This is a genomic window from Streptomyces fructofermentans, assembly GCF_014651055.1.
GTDB classification, from domain to species: domain Bacteria; phylum Actinomycetota; class Actinomycetes; order Streptomycetales; family Streptomycetaceae; genus Streptomyces; species Streptomyces fructofermentans.
Map to the genome: position 1 here is coordinate 22,209 of NZ_BMWD01000017.1, position 17,815 is coordinate 40,023.

At 72.3% G+C, this 17,815-nt stretch carries 17 protein-coding genes; 11 read left to right on the plus strand and 6 right to left on the minus strand.

Annotated elements, in window-relative coordinates:
* Nucleotides 1-27: 27 nt before the first annotated feature.
* Complete coding sequence (locus IE265_RS22465) at nt 28-882, minus strand: NAD(P)H-binding protein (protein WP_190037457.1); 855 nt, start codon at nt 880-882, stop codon at nt 28-30.
* A 112-nt stretch (nt 883-994) separates the two neighbouring features.
* On the opposite strand from IE265_RS22465, the gene IE265_RS22470 reads away from it, so the two are divergent.
* The 3 genes from IE265_RS22470 to IE265_RS22480 all read left to right on the plus strand — a co-directional run bounded on the left by IE265_RS22470 (nt 995) and on the right by IE265_RS22480 (nt 2,536).
* A complete protein-coding gene (locus IE265_RS22470) occupies nt 995-1,396 on the plus strand; it encodes a winged helix-turn-helix transcriptional regulator (protein ID WP_190037458.1) in 402 nt (133 codons plus the stop codon).
* Between the two features lie 238 nt (nt 1,397-1,634).
* Nucleotides 1,635-2,183, plus strand: a complete 549-nt coding sequence (locus tag IE265_RS22475; protein WP_190037459.1) for a DUF6082 family protein — start codon at nt 1,635-1,637, stop codon at nt 2,181-2,183.
* Nucleotides 2,184-2,296: 113 nt separating this feature from the next.
* Nucleotides 2,297-2,536, plus strand: a complete 240-nt coding sequence (locus IE265_RS22480) for a hypothetical protein (protein WP_190037581.1) — start codon at nt 2,297-2,299, stop codon at nt 2,534-2,536.
* A gap of 80 nt (nt 2,537-2,616) precedes the next feature.
* On the opposite strand, the gene IE265_RS22485 is transcribed toward IE265_RS22480, so the two are convergent.
* The 5 genes from IE265_RS22485 to IE265_RS22505 all read right to left on the minus strand — a co-directional run bounded on the left by IE265_RS22485 (nt 2,617) and on the right by IE265_RS22505 (nt 9,678).
* Complete coding sequence (locus tag IE265_RS22485; protein ID WP_190037460.1) at nt 2,617-3,696, minus strand: 2-oxoacid:ferredoxin oxidoreductase subunit beta; 1,080 nt, start codon at nt 3,694-3,696, stop codon at nt 2,617-2,619.
* The gene (locus IE265_RS22490; RefSeq protein WP_190037461.1) at nt 3,689-5,620 is read right to left on the minus strand and encodes a 2-oxoacid:acceptor oxidoreductase subunit alpha; all 1,932 of its coding nucleotides are present in this window, start codon (nt 5,618-5,620) and stop codon (nt 3,689-3,691) included. Before IE265_RS22490 ends, IE265_RS22485 begins: the two co-directional genes overlap by 8 nt.
* A gap of 249 nt (nt 5,621-5,869) precedes the next feature.
* Entirely contained in the window at nt 5,870-6,529 is a 660-nt protein-coding gene (locus IE265_RS22495) for a response regulator transcription factor (RefSeq protein WP_308434798.1), read from the minus strand.
* Between the two features lie 386 nt (nt 6,530-6,915).
* Complete coding sequence (locus IE265_RS22500) at nt 6,916-8,271, minus strand: sensor histidine kinase (RefSeq protein ID WP_190037463.1); 1,356 nt, start codon at nt 8,269-8,271, stop codon at nt 6,916-6,918.
* Between the two features lie 222 nt (nt 8,272-8,493).
* On the minus strand, nt 8,494-9,678 hold the full coding sequence (locus tag IE265_RS22505; protein ID WP_190037464.1) for a sensor histidine kinase: 1,185 nt from the start codon (nt 9,676-9,678) through the stop codon (nt 8,494-8,496).
* A gap of 335 nt (nt 9,679-10,013) precedes the next feature.
* On the opposite strand from IE265_RS22505, the gene IE265_RS22510 reads away from it, so the two are divergent.
* Genes IE265_RS22510 through IE265_RS22545 form a run of 8 tightly spaced genes read left to right on the plus strand, consistent with a single transcriptional unit; the run spans nt 10,014 to nt 17,812 of the window.
* On the plus strand, nt 10,014-10,439 hold the full coding sequence (locus tag IE265_RS22510) for an NADH-quinone oxidoreductase subunit A (RefSeq protein WP_190037582.1): 426 nt from the start codon (nt 10,014-10,016) through the stop codon (nt 10,437-10,439).
* Nucleotides 10,430-11,062: an NADH-quinone oxidoreductase subunit B gene (locus IE265_RS38990; protein ID WP_190037465.1), complete on the plus strand. Its 633-nt coding sequence runs from the start codon at nt 10,430-10,432 to the stop codon at nt 11,060-11,062. Before IE265_RS22510 ends, IE265_RS38990 begins: the two co-directional genes overlap by 10 nt.
* A complete protein-coding gene (locus IE265_RS22520) occupies nt 11,059-12,864 on the plus strand; it encodes an NADH-quinone oxidoreductase subunit C (protein WP_190037466.1) in 1,806 nt (601 codons plus the stop codon). Before IE265_RS38990 ends, IE265_RS22520 begins: the two co-directional genes overlap by 4 nt.
* Nucleotides 12,861-13,829, plus strand: a complete 969-nt coding sequence (locus IE265_RS22525) for a complex I subunit 1/NuoH family protein (protein ID WP_190037467.1) — start codon at nt 12,861-12,863, stop codon at nt 13,827-13,829. Before IE265_RS22520 ends, IE265_RS22525 begins: the two co-directional genes overlap by 4 nt.
* A 2-nt stretch (nt 13,830-13,831) precedes the next feature.
* Nucleotides 13,832-14,629: a NuoI/complex I 23 kDa subunit family protein gene (locus IE265_RS22530; protein WP_190037468.1), complete on the plus strand. Its 798-nt coding sequence runs from the start codon at nt 13,832-13,834 to the stop codon at nt 14,627-14,629.
* The gene (locus tag IE265_RS22535; protein ID WP_190037469.1) at nt 14,626-15,435 is read left to right on the plus strand and encodes an NADH-quinone oxidoreductase subunit J family protein; all 810 of its coding nucleotides are present in this window, start codon (nt 14,626-14,628) and stop codon (nt 15,433-15,435) included. Before IE265_RS22530 ends, IE265_RS22535 begins: the two co-directional genes overlap by 4 nt.
* Entirely contained in the window at nt 15,435-15,821 is a 387-nt protein-coding gene (nuoK, locus tag IE265_RS22540) for an NADH-quinone oxidoreductase subunit NuoK (protein ID WP_190037470.1), read from the plus strand. The genes IE265_RS22535 and nuoK overlap by 1 nt, the downstream gene beginning before the upstream one ends.
* Nucleotides 15,818-17,812: an NADH-quinone oxidoreductase subunit 5 family protein gene (locus IE265_RS22545; RefSeq protein ID WP_190037471.1), complete on the plus strand. Its 1,995-nt coding sequence runs from the start codon at nt 15,818-15,820 to the stop codon at nt 17,810-17,812. Before nuoK ends, IE265_RS22545 begins: the two co-directional genes overlap by 4 nt.
* Nucleotides 17,813-17,815 lie beyond the last annotated feature (3 nt).

The following is a 17,815-nucleotide window of genomic DNA, read 5'->3' on the forward strand; positions in this document are numbered from 1 at the left end:
CCGGGGAGGTGGGGGCGGGCCCCGGCGTCAGTTCTTGAGCGCCGCGGCGATGGACTCGGTGATCGGCGTGGTCGGGCGGCCGGTGAGCCGCGAGAGGTCGCCGGTGACGCCGGCCAGCTCGCCCTTCTCGATGGAGGCGTCCACGCCGGCCAGGATGCCGGCGAGCGGACCGGGCAGCCCGGCGCCGGTCAGGATGCCCGCGTAGACCTCGGTGGAGACGGGGCTGTAGACGATCTCCCGGCCCGACTGCCCGGCCACCGCGGCGGCGTACTCGTCGAAGCCCCAGGCGGTGTCGCCGCCCAGTTCGTACGTCGCGTTCTCGTGGCCCTCGCCCGTCAGTACGGCCACCGCGGCGGCGGCGTAGTCCGCGCGGGCGGCCGAGGCGATCCTGCCGTCCCCGGCGGCCTGCACGACGGCCCCGTGCTCCAGGACCGGGGCCAGGTTCTCGGTGTAGTTCTCGTTGTACCAGCCGTTGCGCAGCAGGGTGTGGGTGATGCCGGACTCCAGGATCGCGGCCTCGGTGCCCCGGTGGTCGTCGGCCAGCGCCGCGCTCAGGCTCCCGGGCGCGCTGGTGTAGGCGAGGAGGGCGACCCCGGCGGCGCCGGCGGCGTCGAGCACGACCTTGTGCTGGCCCACGCGGCCCTTGTCGAACTCGTTCCCGGAGATCAGCAGCACCCTGTCGCCGGCCGAGAAGACGCCGTCGAAGGTCTCGGGGGCGTTGTAGTCGGCGACCGCGATCCGTACGCCCCGGGCCGCGAGGTCCGCGGCCTTCTCCTCGCTGCGGACGACGGCCGTGATCCGGTCGGCCGGGACCTTCTCCAGCAGCCCCTCGACGACGAGGCGGCCGAGGTGTCCGGTGGCTCCGGTGACGACGATGCTCATGTCTGAAACAACTCCTCGTGGGGTGGGCCCGTCCGTGGGGCGGGCCTTCTCCACTCACCATAGGGGTGGCACTAACTCTTCGAAAGTACCCACTTTGAAGTAAGGTACCGGCATGGACGTAAGTACTTCGCAAGCCGGCAGGGCGGGCAGGTGGAGCGCCGAGGGTGAGGTGATGTGCCCCTACCGCCTGGTCCTGGAGCACGTCACCAGCCGTTGGGGCGTGCTCGTCCTGATCCTGCTCCTGGAGCGCTCGCACCGCTTCAGCGAGCTGCGCCGGGCCATCGGCCGGGTGAGCGAGAAGATGCTCACGCAGACCCTCCAGACCCTGGAGCGCGACGGCATGGTCCACCGCGAGGCCCGGCCCGTCATCCCCCCGCGGGTGGACTACTCGCTGACGGACCTGGGTCGCGAGGCCGCGGAGCAGGTGCGCGACCTCGCGGCCTGGACCGAGCGGCGCATGGCCGCGGTGCAGGAGGCGCGGGAGGGGTACGACGCGGCGAGGGCGGGGAGCTGAGCGGGTCGGGGCCCCGGCCCGTCCCGACCGGACGAATGGCGACGGCGCCCGCGGGGCACACATGGGGCAGGGGGTCGGCGGACGCGCGGCGCCTGTCCTTCCATGCGCCCCTCCTCCGCCTCTCACGCCCCGCTGAGCCGCCGGGCAGGCTGAGGGCGGGGTGGTGTCGCCGACCGTGTGCCGAGCCGGCCCTTCAGCGGCCGGCGTACGGCCACCGGACCTTGGGGGTTGCCTTGACATGGCTCCGAGTGCACGAAGGACCGGGTCTGCACTGGCGGGGCTGGGCCTGATGCGGAGGCCGTTCGCACGCGACAGCCGCCGTCGGCGTCAGGAGGAACTCCTGCTCGACCTCATTCGCCAGGTCACGCGCGTGGGGGTGGAGCTCCATCGTGCGAACGTCATCCAGTCGCATCGCTTCATGTCCGAGTACCAGGACCGCGCGATCGACGACGCCTCACTGGCGGCCGCGTTGAGTACGCTGCACGGCCTCACCGACGCGAAACGCCGTCAGATGCTGTTCGCCAACCGGGAGTACGCGGCGATCCTGCTGGCGCACCGCGTCGGGGTGTTCGACTGGGACGAACTGATCGGCCATCTGCGGGTGCTGTGCCGCAACCAGGTGTTCGCGGAGTACTGGGAGCGCACGGTGGAGCACCGGCGGAGCCTGGCGGTGGAATCCCTGGACGCCCGGGTCGGCAAGGCGCTCGACGTCATTTTCGACGAACTCGCGGACGATCCCGAGGAGTGGTGGGTCGTGGGGCCGGCCCCGGGGACGACTGACGAATGATGCCTTCTTCCGGGCTACTGATCCGTGATCGCGTTTCAGCGCACCTCCCACGGAAGAGTTATATCCCGGGGGTCACCGTGACCCCGGGAGGTGGTAGCTCGTTGAGCACTTCTATGGTTCGCATCGCCCGTCGTCTCGGGGACTCTCCTCGCCAACGGGGGTGCGCGACAGGGGAGACCTGTCCGGACCTCTTCGAACTGAGTGACGGAAGCTTTGCGGTGATCGGTACCGACCGGACCGCGGAGCTGGACGGCCTGCTCCCCCCGGACGCCGCCCGGGCGGACTACGAGCGCATTGTCGTGATCAGCCGTGACACCCTCCTGCGGGCCAAGAAGGACATCCCCGACGAGTGACCGCGCCACGGACGTGCGAGGCGTGACGGAGGGCCCGGGTGCCGAACAGGCGCCCGGGCCCTCCCGTGTCGGTGGACCGGTCAGCCGACGACCGTCCACGTGTCGCCGCCGGCGAACAGCGCCGACAGGTCGCCCTTGCCGTTCTGTTCGACGGCCGTGTCGAGCTGGTCGGCCATCTGCGTGTCGTAGACCGGGCGCCGTACGGAGCGCAGGACACCGATCGGCGTGTGGTGGAGGGTGTCGGGGTCGGCGAGCCGGGACAGGGCGAAGGCCGTGGTCGGGGACGCGGCGTGGGCGTCGTGGACCAGGATCCGCGCCTGGTTCTCCTCGGTGACCGCGACGACCCCCAGGTCGCCGGTGTCCGGGTCGCGCACGACCCCCTTGGACCCGTCGGCGCCGAAGCGGATCTGCTGCCCGTGTTCGAGGCGGATGACCGCTTCCTCGGCCTGCTGCTTGTCCTTGAGGGCCTCGAACGCCCCGTCGTTGAAGATGTTGCAGTTCTGGTAGATCTCCACCAGGGCCGTGCCGGGGTGGGCGGCGGCCTGGCGCAGGATCTCGGTGAGGTGCTTGCGGTCGGAGTCCACGGTCCGGGCGACGAACGAGGCCTCGGCCCCGATGGCAAGGGAGATGGGGTTGAACGGGGCGTCCAGGGAGCCCATCGGAGTCGACTTGGTGATCTTGCCGACCTCGGAGGTCGGGGAGTACTGGCCCTTGGTGAGGCCGTAGATCCTGTTGTTGAACAGCAGGATCTTCAGGTTCACGTTGCGGCGCAGGGCGTGGATGAGGTGGTTGCCGCCGATGGACAGCGCGTCGCCGTCACCGGTGACCACCCACACCGACAGGTCGCGGCGCGAGGAGGCCAGCCCGGTCGCGATGGCGGGTGCCCGACCGTGGATGGAGTGCATGCCGTACGTGTTCATGTAGTACGGGAAGCGGGAGGAGCAGCCGATGCCCGAGACGAAGACGATGTTCTCCTTCGCCAGGCCGAGTTCGGGCAGGAAGCCCTGCACGGCGGCGAGGATCGCGTAGTCCCCGCAGCCCGGGCACCAGCGCACCTCCTGGTCGGACTTGAAGTCCTTCATGGACTGCGCGGCCTCGGCCCTGGGCACCAGAGTGAGCGCCTCGATCGTGCCCGCGCCTTCCGTGGTCGTCTCAGCCATCGATGGCCTCCTTGAGAGCTGTGGCGAGCTGCTCCGCCTTGAAGGGCATGCCGTTGACCTGGGTGAAGGAGCGAGCGTCGACCAGGTACTTGGCGCGGACCAGCGTGGCGAGCTGGCCCAGGTTCATCTCGGGGACGACCACCTTCTCGTAACGCCCCAGCACCGCGCCGAGGTTGTGCGGGAAGGGGTTCAGGTGGCGCAGATGGGCCTGCGCGATGTGTTCGCCCGCGGTGCGCAGCCGGCGCACCGCCGCGGTGATCGGGCCGTAGGTGGAGCCCCAGCCCAGCACGAGGGTGTCGGCCGAGCCGGTCGGGTCGTCCACGGCCAGGTCGGGGACGTCGATGTTGTCGATCTTCGCCTGGCGGGTGCGGACCATGAAGTCGTGGTTGGCCGGGTCGTAGGAGATGTTGCCCGTGCCGTCCTGCTTCTCGATGCCGCCGATCCGGTGCTCCAGCCCCGGCGTGCCCGGCACCGCCCACGGCCGGGCGAGCGTGCGCGGATCGCGCTTGTAGGGCCAGAACACCTCGCTGCCGTCCTCCAGCGTGTGGTTGGGTCCCTGGGCGAACTGCACCCGAAGGTCGGGGAGTTCGTCCACCTCGGGAATCCGCCACGGCTCCGAACCGCTGGCCAGGTACCCGTCGGACAGGACGAAGACCGGCGTGCGGTAGACCAGCGCGATCCGGGCCGCCTCCATGGCCGTGTCGAAGCAGTCCGCCGGTGTGCTGGGCGCGATCACGGGCACCGGCGCCTCGCCGTTGCGCCCGAACATCGCCTGCAGCAGGTCCGCCTGCTCGGTCTTCGTCGGCAATCCCGTGCTGGGGCCGCCGCGTTGGATGTCGATCACCAGCAGCGGCAGTTCCATCGACACCGCCAGCCCGATCGTCTCGCTCTTCAGCGCGACTCCCGGACCCGATGTCGTCGTCACCGCCAGCGACCCGCCGAACGCCGCGCCCAGCGCCGCGCCGATGCCCGCGATCTCGTCCTCCGCCTGGAAGGTGCGCACGCCGAAGTTCTTGTGCCGCGACAGCTCGTGCAGGATGTCCGACGCCGGCGTGATCGGGTACGAGCCCAGGTACAACGGCAGGTCCGCCTGCCGCGACGCCGCCACGAGCCCGTACGACAGGGCCACGTTCCCGGAGATGTTGCGGTACACCCCGGGCGGGAACGCCGACACCGCCGGCGCCACCTCGTAGGACACCGCGAAGTCCTCGGTCGTCTCGCCGAAGTTCCAACCCGCCCGGAACGCCGCGATGTTCGCCGCCGCGATCTCCGGCTTCTTCGCGAACTTCGACGCCAGGAAGCGTTCCGTACCCTCGGTCGGCCGGTGGTACATCCACGACAGCAGGCCCAGCGCGAACATGTTCTTGCTGCGCTCCGCCTCCTTGCGCGACAGGTCGAACGACTTCAGCGCCTCGACGGTCAGCGTCGTGAGGGGCACGGGGTGGACGCTGTAGCCGTCGAGGGAGCCGTCCTCCAGCGGAGACGCCGGATAACCCACCTTGGACATCGCCCGTTTGGTGAACTCGTCCGTGTTGACGATGATGTCCGCGCCGCGCGGCACGTCGGCGATGTTCGCCTTCAGAGCGGCCGGATTCATCGCCACAAGAACGTTCGGAGCGTCCCCCGGAGTGAGGATGTCGTGGTCCGCGAAATGCAGCTGAAAAGACGAAACGCCCGGCAGGGTACCTGCGGGCGCGCGGATCTCGGCGGGGAAGTTCGGCAGTGTGGAGAGGTCGTTCCCGAAGGACGCCGTTTCGGAGGTGAACCGGTCTCCGGTGAGTTGCATGCCGTCACCGGAGTCCCCCGCGAACCGGATGATCACCCGGTCGATCCGGCGTACGTCCTTCGCGCCCGCCGGTTTGCGCTGTTCTCCCACGACGGTTTCGTCGGCCTGCTCCGCTGGACTGCTGACCTGACTGGTCACTGAACTGAACCTCCTTCGAGGCGGCTGTCTGGGCGCGGCCCTCCCGCAGGCCTTCCCAGGTCCAACCCTACGTCGGTAAGGGTCGCCTTCCCTGGGACGCTCGCATGACGGACACCGTTTTGAGACCGCCGAACACCTTGATGTGCCACGATTCATCCGCCCCCCGGCATTACCTGTGAAGACGCGCTGTTCCCATTCTCCGGTTCTCGCGCTCGATTTCCGGTGCAGCCCTGACCCAGTGTCAGACCGTCACGTCTTCAGATAGGTGAGAACGGCCAGAACACGCCGGTGATCGCCGTCGCTCGGGGACAGTCCCAGCTTCATGAAGATGTTGCTGACGTGCTTCTCGACCGCGCCGTCGCTGACCACGAGCTGCCGGGCGATCGCCGAGTTCGTGCGCCCCTCGGCCATCAGCCCGAGAACCTCGCGCTCACGCGGAGTGAGGCCCGCGAGGACGTCCTGCTTGCGGCTGCGGCCGAGCAACTGGGCGACGACCTCGGGGTCCAGGGCGGTGCCGCCGCCGGCGACGCGGACCACCGCGTCGACGAACTCCCTGACCTCGGCCACACGGTCCTTCAGCAGATAGCCCACACCGCGGCTGGAGCCGGCGAGCAACTCGGTGGCGTACTGCTCCTCCACGTACTGCGAGAGCACCAGCACGCCGAGTCCCGGGTGCCGCTTGCGCAGGTGCACGGCCGCCCTGACGCCCTCGTCGGTGTGCGTCGGCGGCATCCGGACGTCGGCGACCACCACGTCCGGCAGCTCGTCCTGGGCGGCCAGTTCCGTGATGGTCTTGATCAGCGCTTCCCCGTCACCGACACCGGCGACCACGTCGTGCCCGCGGTCGGTCAGCAACCGGGTCAGGCCCTCCCGCAGCAGCACTGAATCCTCGGCGATGACCACGCGCACCCTGTCCTCCACGATCCCTCGGCCCCCCAGCCCATCCCGGCCCGCCCCGGTTCCACCGGTCCGGCCGGTCCCTCATCGGATTCTGTGTCCCCGCCGGACGTCGGCCGTCGGCCGCCGCCCGCAGGCCCCAGCATTCCAGCAATCCCGACCGGGTGCCCCCGACCGGACCGATCGTTGCGAGGAAGGACACCGCATCCGCACGTACGGGAGAGGCCGCCCCACCGGCACGGGCCCTGAGCCGACGCCGGGCGCGGGCGACCCCGTACGGGGGGCCGCCCGCGCACCGGAACCGCGGCCGCACACCCGCGTACGCCCCGCGAGGACCGGTGACAGGTCCATGCGGGGCGTACGGCGGCGGATCGGCGCCGGGGTCCACGACGCGCCGGTCAGCGCCGCCAGGGCAGCTCCGCCGTGATCCGGGTCGGTCCCGCCGCCGGCGAGTCGACGACGAGGATGCCGTCGACCGCGTCGAGACGCTCGGCGAGACCGGCCAGACCCGAGCCCGAGGTGGCGTCGGCGCCCCCCACACCGTTGTCGACGACCTGGATCATGAGGCGCCGGTCCACCCGCCAGACGTCGACCGTGGCCCGAGTCGCCCGCGAGTGCTTGCTGACGTTCTGCAGGAGTTCGGAGACGGTGAAGTACGCGATCCCCTCGATGGCGGGCGCGGGACGGGCCGGAAGATCGACCTCGACCTGCACCGGGACCGTGCAACGCGAGGCCACCGAGGACAGCGCCGCGTCCAGGCCCCGGTCCGTCAGCACCGCCGGATGGATGCCGCGCGCCAGGTCCCGCAGCTCCTGGAGAGCCGTCTTCACCTCGCCGTGCGCCTCGTCCACCATCCGGGCCGCGGCCTGCGGGTCCTCCGTGAGCTTCTCCTTCGCCAGCCCCAGGTCCATGGCCAGCGCCACCAGCCGGGCCTGCGCCCCGTCGTGCAGATCCCGCTCGATGCGCCGAAGGTCCGCCGCCGCGGTGTCGATCACGACCCCCCGGTCCGACTCCAGCTCCACGACCCGGGTCGCCAGCCGCGACGGCCCGAGCAGACCGTGCACGAGCTGCCGGTCCACCAGCGTCAGCGCCCGCACGATCCACGGCGTCGCCAGCGTCAGCAGCAGCCCCACCAGGGCGGTCACCGTGATCTCGAAGGGGTTGTCCAGGTAGATCCGGTGCGCCTCGTCCCCGTAGAGCTGGAGCCCGCCCTGGCCGCCGTACATCGGGAAGAGCCAGAACCACAGCGGATACGTCAGCAGCGCCCAGCCGTACGACCAGAAGCTGATGGCCACCGAGAAGGAGAACACCGCCCAGGGGAAGTGCAGCACCGAGTACAGCAGGTGGCGCCAGGACACCCCGCTCTTGAGGACCGCGCCCATCCACGCCATGGCACCGCGCTTGCGGACCCGCAGCGGCTCCGGCGCCGCGACGTCGAGCCCCAGCAGTACACGCGCCCGGGCCCGCTCCATCGCGCCGAGCCCGCGGCAGCCCGCCAGCGCCGCGGCCAGCACCGGGACGCCGAGGAACGTGATCAGCAGGCCCGCGCCGAGCGACACCATGGTCACGGCGAAGGTGAACATCAGGATGCCGACCGGCAGGTTCAGCATCAGGTAGCCGAACTCGCGCCAGCTCCGCCCCTCCACCGGTGCCCGCAGCGCGGCCGGGAGCCGGTGCCGGCGCTCCGCGGTGCCGTCCCCGCGGAACGCGGGCCCGCCGTCCCACCCGTATCCCTGTCCGTACTCCGTGGCCATGGCCGCCGTCCGTTTCTACTCGTCGTCCACTCGTCGGCTTGTGTCACTCCACTGTGCTCGGCCCGGCCCCTGCGGGACATGCGGCGGGTCGGCCTCTTGGAGCGGGGGTTTTCCCCACCCCGCGGGCGGGCGGACCCCCGCCCGCGGGGTGGGTGCCCGGCCCCGCCCCGCTGCTCAGCCCGCCCCGCCATTCAGCCCGCCCCGCCATTCAGCGCGGTCCCGCTACTCGGCGCGGTCCCGCCACGGCAGCTCCGCCGTGATCGTCGTGGGGCCGCCCTCGGGGGAGTCGACGACGAACAGCCCGTCGACCGCGCCCAGCCGGTCGGCGAGCCCAGCCATCCCGGTGCCGCCGTCGAGGGACGCCCCGCCGCGGCCGTCGTCCCACACCTGTATGAGCAGGCGGTCGTCGGAACGCCACACGTCGACCGAGGCCGACCGGGCGCCGCTGTGCTTGCTGACGTTCTGCAGCAGCTCGGACACGGTGAAGTACGCGATGCCCTCGATGGCGGCGGCCGGCCGCGTCGGCAGGTCGGCCGTCACCTTCACCGGCACCGTGCAGCGGGAGGACACAGAGGACAGCGCGGCATCCAGGCCCCGGTCCGTCAGCACCGCCGGATGGATGCCGCGCGCCAGGTCCCGCAGTTCCTGCAGCGCCAGCTTCACCTCGCCGTGCGCCTCGTCGACCATCGCGGCCGCCGCGTCCGGGTCCTCGAGGAGCTTCTCCTTCGCCAGACCGAGACCCATGGCCAGCGCCACCAGCCGGGCCTGCGCCCCGTCGTGCAGATCCCGCTCGATGCGCCGCAGGTCCGCCGCCGCGGTGTCGACGACCACCCCGCGGTCGGACTCCAGTTCGGCGATCCGCCGCTCCAGCTCGTCCGAGGGCGACAGCAGCGCCCGCACCATCGCCCGGTCCACGTTGGCCAGCCCGCGCGCGATGAACGGAAGCACCGGCCACAGCACGAACAGCGAGGTCAGCGTCACGGTGAAGGTGACCACCCCCCACGGCAGCCGCATGAACTCGTACAGCACCGTCCGCCAGCCGACCGGATCCTTCAGCGACAGCCACAGATGGGGGAGGAAGCCGCCCGCGCCCCGCATCGGCAGCCGGCTCGGCTCGTCCACCCGCACACCGAGCAGCCCCCTCGCGCGGCCCCGCTCCAGCTTGCCGAGCTGCCGCGCGCCCATCAGCCCGGCGGCCAGCAGAGGCAGCCCGATCACCGTGACCGTCAGGGCGGCGCCCGTGAAGAGCACCGTCACCACATAGGTGAACCCGACGAGCGACACCGGCAGGTTGGCCAGGAGGTGCGCGATCTCCTTCCAGGTGTGCCGGTCGTAGGCGAAGCGCGCGGGCGGCGGGCGGTCGGAGCCGCCCTCCGGGCGGACGACGGCGGGGATGCGTTCGGTCATGGCCGCCAGCCTGCCGAACCGCGGGCCCGCGCGCCATGAGGCGGACCGCCCGTACACCCTGGGGAAAACCCCACCCCGGCGCGTTCCGCCCGCGGGCGGCGGCACTCCCGCACCATGCCTACCCGTGACGGGCTGCTTACGGTCTCTTTAGCAGGCCCTAGACTCCGGTGCGTACAGATCGTCGAACGCGGCACCTCGCCCCGCGCACCTCGGGGCGCGGACGGTGCCGTACGCGGCCGTACGGCGCCGTTCCACGGGGCTCGTACGACGGCATACGGGGTCATACGAGGTCACACGAGGTCAGGGAGCGAGGGGCGGACGTGGCGGAACCGACCATGGTCGCGGGACCCGGGATCACCGGAGCCGGCGAGGCGGCCGGGACCGCCGTCGCGGCGGACTACTTCGAGTCCTACTCGGTCGTCGGACTGCTCGCCGTCGTGGGCGTGCTGTTCGTCGCCGTCGCCTTCGGAGCGGGACGACTGCTGCGCCCCGTCGTGCCGACCCCCGAGAAGCTCATGACGTACGAGTGCGGGGTGGACCCCGTCGGCGACGGCTGGGCGCACACCCAGGTCCGCTACTACGTCTACGCGTTCCTGTACGTGATCTTCGCGGTCGACTCGATCTTCCTCTTCCCCTGGGCGACCGTCTTCGCCGCGCCCGGCTACGGCGCGGCGACGCTCGTGGAGATGTTCATCTTCCTCGGCTTCCTGGCCGTGGGCCTGCTGTACGCATACAAGAAGGGCGTCCTGACATGGACGTGACCCCCACGACCCCCGAACCCGTGCTCCTGCCGGAGCCGAAGCGGCTGGGCGTGCTCTCCCGGCTCGCCCCCGAACCGATGAAGGTGGTCCTGAACTGGGGCCGCCGCTACTCGCTCTGGGTCTTCAACTTCGGCCTCGCCTGCTGCGCGATCGAGTTCATCGCGGCGTCGATGGCCCGCCACGACTTCATCCGCCTCGGCGTCATCCCGTTCGCCCCGGGTCCGCGCCAGGCCGACCTGATGGTCGTGTCCGGCACCGTGACGGACAAGATGGCCCCGGCCGTGAAGCGCCTGTACGAGCAGATGCCCGAGCCGAAGTACGTCATCTCCTTCGGCGCCTGCTCCAACTGCGGCGGCCCGTACTGGGACTCGTACTCCGTGACGAAGGGCGTCGACCAGATCATCCCGGTCGACGTGTACGTACCCGGCTGCCCGCCGCGCCCGGAGGCACTGCTCCAGGGCATCCTCAAGCTTCAGGAGAAGATCGCTCGGGAGTCGCTCGGGGAACGCTACGGCCCCGCCCGCCCCTCCGCCGCCGCGCTGCGGAGCGGGCTCGTCACGCCGCCCGCGCCGGGCACGCCCGGCGGACCGGCCGCCGCGGCCCCCGGGGAGGACGCCACATGACCGGCACCGGCTGGCTCCCCGCCCCCGTCGAGGAACTCTTCGGCCCGGACGCCACGGCCGAGGAGTCGTACGACGTCCTGACCGTCGACGTGCCCCCCGCGGCCTGGCTCTCCTCGCTGGAGACCGCGCGCGACACCCTCGGCTGCACCTACTTCGACTGGCTGAGCGCCGTCGACGAACCGGGCGCGGGATTCCGCGTCTCGGCCCACGTCGTGGCCCTCGCCCCGGTACGCCGCCTCCTCGTCCGTACGACCGTCCCGCACAACGCCCCCGCCCTGCCCACCGCCGTCGACGTGTACGCGGGCGCCGCCTGGCACGAGCGCGAGACCCACGAGATGTTCGGAGTCGGCTTCGACGGCCACCCCGGCCTCGACCCGCTCCTCCTCCCCGAGGGCTTCGAGGGGCACCCCCTGCGCAAGGACTTCGTCCTCGCGGCCCGGGTCGCGAAGGCCTGGCCCGGCGCCAAGGAACCGGGGGAGTCGGAACACGGCGGCCCCAAGCGCCGCCAGATGCTTCCGCCCGGAGTGCCCGACCCCAACGAATGGGGCCCCCTCAAGGGCCAGCTCCCGCCCGCCCCGGCCCGCCCCGCGAGAGGCGCGGCCCGCGCGGCAGGCGACCGCCCGGTCCGGCGCGCCCGCACGGCGGGAGAGGGCTCGGCGAGCCAGACGGCGCCTGGGACCGGGGCCGGGGCCGGCGCTGGGGCTGCCGGTGCCGCCGGGGTCGGTGACGGGGGTGCGTCGGGTTCCGGTACAGCGGGTGTGCCCGGTGCGTCCGGTGTGGCCACCGGTGGGTCCGGTGCGTCCGGTGGCGTGGGTGGATCAGGTGGGTCGGTCGGATCCGGTACCGAGGGGGGTGCGGCCGGTGCTCGGCCCGAGCGGCGGGCGCGCAGCGTGAGCGAGGGTTCCGCGACGCAGCGGACCGGGCCGTCCACGGCGGCGACCCCGAGCGCCGGTACGGCACCCGGTGGCGAGGGCGCGCAGGCACCACGCCCCGAGGCGGCGCCGCCCGGCACGGGGGCCGCACCCGCCCGCCGGGCACGCACGGCGGGGGAGGGCTCGGCGTCGCAACGCCGGGAACCCGCCGCCCCCGCCGCCCCGACGGCTCCTGCGACCCCGACGGCTGCCGCCGACCCCACGGCTCCTGCCGACGCCGCGGATTCCGCCGACCCGGCGGCTCTTGCGACCCCGACGGCTGCGGCCGACCCCACGGCGCCTGCCGACGCCGCGGCTTCCGCCGGCTGGCCCGGCGACGCCCGGCCGTCGCGTCCGGCACGCGCCCGCAGCGCGGACGCGCCCTGGCACCACGCACGCCCCGCCTTCGAGGGCGCGGCGGCCGAGCCCGAGCCGCCGGAACCGGAGTCGCCGGAGCCGCACCCGGAGCCCGCGTCGCCCCCGGCCCCGGCCCCGGATTCAGGGTCCGCCCCGGACCCGCAGCCCGAGTCGTCGGCCTCGGAGTCGGCACCGGAACCGGAACCGGAGTCGCCGGAGCCGCACCCGGAGCCCGCGTCGCCCCCGGCCCCGGCCCCGGATTCAGGGTCCGCCCCGGACCCGCAGCCCGAGTCGTCGGCCCCGGAGTCGGCACCGGAACCGGAGTCGCGGGAGCCGCACCCGGCCCCGGAGCCCGAGTCCCCGCCGCACCCGGCCCCGGAGTCAGCGTCGGCGCCGGACTCGGCCCCCGAGTCGGGGTCGGCGCCGGAGCCCCCCGTGACCGACGGCAAGGCTCCCGAAGCCGAGAGCACCGGCACCCGCCGGGACGACCCCACGGACGAGAACCCGTCACAAACCCCAGGAGGCCCGCAGTGAACGACGCGCTCGACGTCGCCCTGCGACTCCTGATCGTCTTCGTCGTGTTCCTCACCTTCCCGCTGATCGTCGGTCAGGCGGAGCACAAGGTGATGGCCCACATGCAGGGCCGCCTCGGCCCGATGTACGCGGGCGGATTCCACGGCTGGGCCCAACTCGTCGCGGACGGTGTGAAGTTCGCGCAGAAGGAAGACATCGTCCCGGCCGGCGCCGACCGCCGCATCTTCCAGCTCGCACCCGCCGTGGCCCTCCTGCCCTACCTCCTCGTACTCCTCGCCATCCCGATCGGCCCCGGCGAGGGCGCCGTCGGCGAGGTCGTCGACGCGGGCATCTTCTTCGTACTCGCGGTCATGGGCGTGGGTGTCCTCGGCTCACTGATGGCGGGCTGGGCCTCGGCGAACAAGTTCTCCCTCCTCGGCGGCCTCCGCACCGCCGCCCAGCTCCTCGCGTACGAACTCCCCATGCTCCTGACCGCCGCCTCGGTCGCGATGGCGGCCGGCACGGTCTCCCTGCCCGGCATCCTCGACGCCTTCGAGTGGTGGTGGCTGCCCTGGCAGATCGTCGGCGCCGTCGTGTTCTTCGTGGCGGGGCTCGCCGAACTCCAGCGCCCGCCCTTCGACATGCCGGTCGCCGACTCGGAGATCATCTTCGGCGCGTACACGGAGTACACGGGCCTGCGCTTCGCACTGTTCCTCCTCGCCGAGTACGCCGGGATCGTCGTCCTGTGCGGGCTGACCACCGTGCTCTTCCTCGGCGGCTGGCACGGTCCGTGGGGTGCCGACGGCGTCGGCTGGGTGTGGACCCTGCTGAAGGCCGCCCTCCTCGCGTTCGTCGTCATCTGGCTGCGCGTCACCTACCCCCGCATGCGCGAGGACCAGCTCCAGAAGCTGTCCTGGACCGTTCTCGTCCCCCTCTCCCTCGCCCAGATCGCCCTCACCGGCATCGTCAAGGTGGTGATCGCGTAACCATGGCCGAGCCTCTCCCGCCCACCCGCTCCCGCATCCCCGGCGCCGGCCTCGCCAAGGGCCTGGCCGTCACCCTCCGCACGATGACGAAGAGGACCGTCACCGCGCAGTACCCGGACGCCCAGCCCGAACTCCCGCCCCGTACCCGCGGTGTCATCGGCCTCTTCGAGGAGAACTGCACGGTCTGCATGCTGTGCGCCCGCGAGTGCCCGGACTGGTGCATCTACATCGACTCCCACAAGGAGACGGTCCCGCCCGCGGCCCCCGGCGGCCGTGAGCGGAGCCGCAACGTCCTCGACCGCTTCGCCATCGACTTCTCCCTCTGCATGTACTGCGGCATCTGCATCGAGGTCTGCCCCTTCGACGCCCTGTTCTGGTCGCCCGAGTTCGAGTACGCCGAGACCGACATCCAGGAACTCACCCACGAGCGCGACAAGCTCCGCGAGTGGATGTGGACCGTCCCCGCCCCACCGGCCCTCGACGCCGGCGCCGAGGAACCCAAGGAGATCGCCGCCGCCCGCAAGACGGCGGACAAGCTCGCGGCGGCCCGCGCGGAACCGGCACCCGAGCCCGCCCCACCGGCCACCACCCCACCGGCGGGTCCCCCGGCCCCACCGGCGGGTCCCTCGGCCCCACCGGCGGGTCCCTCGGCCCCACCGGCGGGTCCCCCGGCCCCACCGGCGGGTCCCCCGGCCCCACCGGCGGGTCCCTCGGCCCCGCAGAGCGGGCCCGCGGACCAGCGGACCGAGCCCGACCATCGACCGAGCAGACCCACGGACCCGCAGGAGGGCGCATCGTGACCCTCGCCGCAGCAACCGTCGCGGCGGCGCAGACCACGACCACCGCCGCAGGACCGCAGGGCTTCCTCTCCCCGACGGGCGTCGAGATCGCCTTCCTCCTCGTCGGTCTGGTGACCTTCGGCGCCGCGATCGTCACGGTCACCACGAAGCAACTCGTGCACGCCGCCCTGTGGCTGGTCGTCGCGCTCGGCGGCCTCGCCGTCGAGTACCTCCTCCTCACCGCGGAGTTCATCGCCTGGGTGCAGGTCCTCATCTACGTCGGCTCCGTCGTCGTGCTCCTCCTCTTCGGACTGATGCTCACCAGGGCGCCCATCGGCCGCTCCCCGGACGCGGACTCGGCCAACCGCTGGGCCGCCCTCGCGGTGGCGATCGCCGCCGCCTGCGCGTTGGTCTGGGTCGTCGTCGACGCGTTCCGCACGACCTGGATCGACCTCGACGGCCCCGCCGCCGGATCCACCGCGGTGACCGGCGCGAGCCTCTTCCAGAGCTGGGTGCTCCCCTTCGAGGCACTCTCGGTCCTGCTGCTCGCCGCCCTGGTCGGCGCGATCGTCCTGTCCCGGAGGACGGCCGCCGAACAGCGCGGCGCGGACGCCACGCCGGCCGGTGAGCGCCCCGCGGGCACGCCCGCACCGGGCGGCCGGCCCACGGGAGCGGACCGCTCCTCCGCCGGCGCCCGTCCCACCTCCGGCGCCCGTACGGAGCACGACGCCCGCCCGTCCGGCGACGACACCCGAGCGGACCCGGCCGGCAGCGCACCCGGCGCGGACGACGAGAGCCGCGGCGACCGCAAGGAAGGGGCCCGCTGATGCACCTCGCCTACCCGGCCGTACTCTCCGCCCTCCTCTTCTGCACGGGCCTCTACGGAGTCCTGGCCCGCCGCAACGCGATCCTGGTCCTGATGTCCGTGGAGCTGATGCTCAACGCCGTCAACCTCAACCTGGTCGCCTTCGACATCTGGCTCAGCAGGACCGCCCAGGACACCCTGCACTCCGGCCAGGCCCTGACCCTGTTCACCATCGCCATCGCCGCCGCGGAGATCGGCATCGGCCTGGCGATCGTCCTGGCCGTGTACCGCAACCGCGGCACCTCGGACATCGACAGGCTCCGCGACACCGCGGAGAGCGCCGCGTCCGACGACGACCCCGAGTCCGCCCGACCCGAGACGGCCGAGAAGGCTGAGGCCACCGCGTGACCACGACCACCCTCGCCGTCCTCGTCCCCCTCCTCCCGTTCCTGGGCGCGGTCGCCGGCCTCCTCCTGGGACGCACCGCACCCGGCTTTGTACGCCCCCTCGCCGTGCTGCCCCCGCTGGGCGCGCTGGCGCTCGCCGTGACCGTCGCCGTACGGCAGGGCAGCGGCCAGGCCGTGAGCGCGGCGACCGAGCTGACACCGACGGGCTCGGTCCCCATCGAACTCGCCCTCTACATCGACGGCTTCGCCGCCCTGGTCGCCGTCCTGGTCGGCCTGGTCGCGACCTGCGTGCAGATCTACTCCACGGGCTACCTCCGCGACGACCCGCGCTACCCCTCGTACGCCGCTCTCGTCTCCCTGTTCACCTCCGCGATGCTGCTCGTCGTCTACTCGGGCGACCTGATGGTGCTGCTGGTCGGCTGGGAGATCATGGGCATCTGCTCGTACTTCCTGGTCGGCCACTACTGGGAGACCCCGGAGGCCCGCGCCGCCTCCATCAAGGCCTTCCTGGTCACCAAGCTCGGAGACGTCCCCTTCCTCATCGGCCTGTTCGCGCTCGCCACCGACGCCGGCTCCTTCCGCATCACGAAGATCCTCGGCACCGTCGCGAGCGGCGGACTCGACCACCCGACCCTGATCGCCCTGCTGCTCCTCGCCGGAGTTGCGGGCAAGTCGGCGCAGTTCCCGCTCCACACCTGGCTCCCCGACGCGATGGCGGGCCCCACACCCGTCTCCGCGCTGATCCACGCCGCGACGATGGTCGCCGCCGGTGTCTACTTCGTCGCCCGCCTCCTCCCGGTCTTCGCGGCCTCCGCCGCAGCCCTGGTCGTCCTCGCCGTCATGGCCGCCGTCACGATGACCGGCTCGGCCCTCGCCGCGCTGGCCCAGGACGACATCAAACGGGTCCTCGCGTACTCGACGATCGGCCAACTCGGCTACATGACCGGCGCCCTCGCCGTCGGCGACCGCGGTGCCGCCGTCTTCCACCTCATCTCGCACGGCGCCTTCAAGGCGCTGCTGTTCCTCGGCGCAGGCGTGATCATCCACGCGGCCGGCACCAACTCGCTGGCCGCCATGTCCCGCATGAGGAACCTGCGGGCCCGCGTCCCCGACGCCTTCTGGACGATGACCGTGGCGCTCCTCGCGCTCGCCGCGATCCCGCCCTTCAGCGGCTTCTTCTCCAAGGAGGCCGTCCTCGGCGCCGCCGAGCACGTGGCCACCGGTCACACCGAGGGCGTCCCCGGTGCCGCCGGCTGGATCGTCCTCGTCTCGGGCCTGGTCACGGCGCTGCTCACCGCGGCCTACGCGATGCGCCTGTGGCTGCTCACCTTCCGGGGCCACGGAGCCGAGGCACCGGACCACGGCAGGCAGCCCCTCTCCATGAACGCCGTGCTCTGGGTGCTCGCCGTCCCGTCGGTCGTCCTCGGACTCGGCATCGGACCGCTGCCCGACTGGTTCGACGGGCACGACCTCACGCCGACTCTCACCACCTCCGTCCTGGCCACGGGCGTCGCCCTGGTGGGCGCCATCACCACCTACGGCGCCTGGCGGCACACCAGCGCCATGGCGGTCCACTTCCCGATCGGCGTGGTCGCGGCGTACCCGGACGCCGACGGCGGCATGGTCGAGGCGGAGGCCATCGCCAGCCATGCCCCCGCATACGGAGACGTGGCGTCCGCCCACGACCCGGCGGACCCGGGCCGCCTCCTGCTCGGGCCGCTGCACCGCCACGCGGCGGTCGGCTTCCATCTCGACGCCGTCTACGCGGCGCTCTTCGTCCGCCCGGTCCAGGCCGGAGCCGCACTCGTCCGGTTCCTCGACCGCGAGGTCGTCGACACCTACGTGCGGGGTGCGGCCACCCTGCCCCGCTGGCTCGGCGAAGCCGTCCGGCGGGCCCAGACCGGCAATGTGCAGACCTATGTGAGCGCGCTGCTCGCCGGCACCGTCGTCCTGACGGTCGCCGTCCTCCTCGTAGCCACCGCGGGAGCGTGAGCA

Bases quoted from the DNA above. Each gene is read 5' to 3' on its own strand.
- IE265_RS22465 (WP_190037457.1), bottom strand. From the start codon at position 882: ATGAGCATCGTCGTCACCGGAGCCACCGGACACCTCGGCCGCCTCGTC.
- IE265_RS22470 (WP_190037458.1), top strand. From the start codon at position 995: ATGGACGTAAGTACTTCGCAAGCCGGCAGGGCGGGCAGGTGGAGCGCC.
- IE265_RS22475 (WP_190037459.1), top strand. From the start codon at position 1,635: ATGGCTCCGAGTGCACGAAGGACCGGGTCTGCACTGGCGGGGCTGGGC.
- IE265_RS22480 (WP_190037581.1), top strand. From the start codon at position 2,297: ATGGTTCGCATCGCCCGTCGTCTCGGGGACTCTCCTCGCCAACGGGGG.
- IE265_RS22485 (WP_190037460.1), bottom strand. From the start codon at position 3,696: ATGGCTGAGACGACCACGGAAGGCGCGGGCACGATCGAGGCGCTCACT.
- IE265_RS22500 (WP_190037463.1), bottom strand. From the start codon at position 8,271: ATGGCCACGGAGTACGGACAGGGATACGGGTGGGACGGCGGGCCCGCG.
- IE265_RS22505 (WP_190037464.1), bottom strand. From the start codon at position 9,678: ATGACCGAACGCATCCCCGCCGTCGTCCGCCCGGAGGGCGGCTCCGAC.
- IE265_RS22510 (WP_190037582.1), top strand. From the start codon at position 10,014: ATGGTCGCGGGACCCGGGATCACCGGAGCCGGCGAGGCGGCCGGGACC.
- IE265_RS38990 (WP_190037465.1), top strand. From the start codon at position 10,430: ATGGACGTGACCCCCACGACCCCCGAACCCGTGCTCCTGCCGGAGCCG.
- IE265_RS22520 (WP_190037466.1), top strand. From the start codon at position 11,059: ATGACCGGCACCGGCTGGCTCCCCGCCCCCGTCGAGGAACTCTTCGGC.
- IE265_RS22530 (WP_190037468.1), top strand. From the start codon at position 13,832: ATGGCCGAGCCTCTCCCGCCCACCCGCTCCCGCATCCCCGGCGCCGGC.
- nuoK (WP_190037470.1), top strand. From the start codon at position 15,435: ATGCACCTCGCCTACCCGGCCGTACTCTCCGCCCTCCTCTTCTGCACG.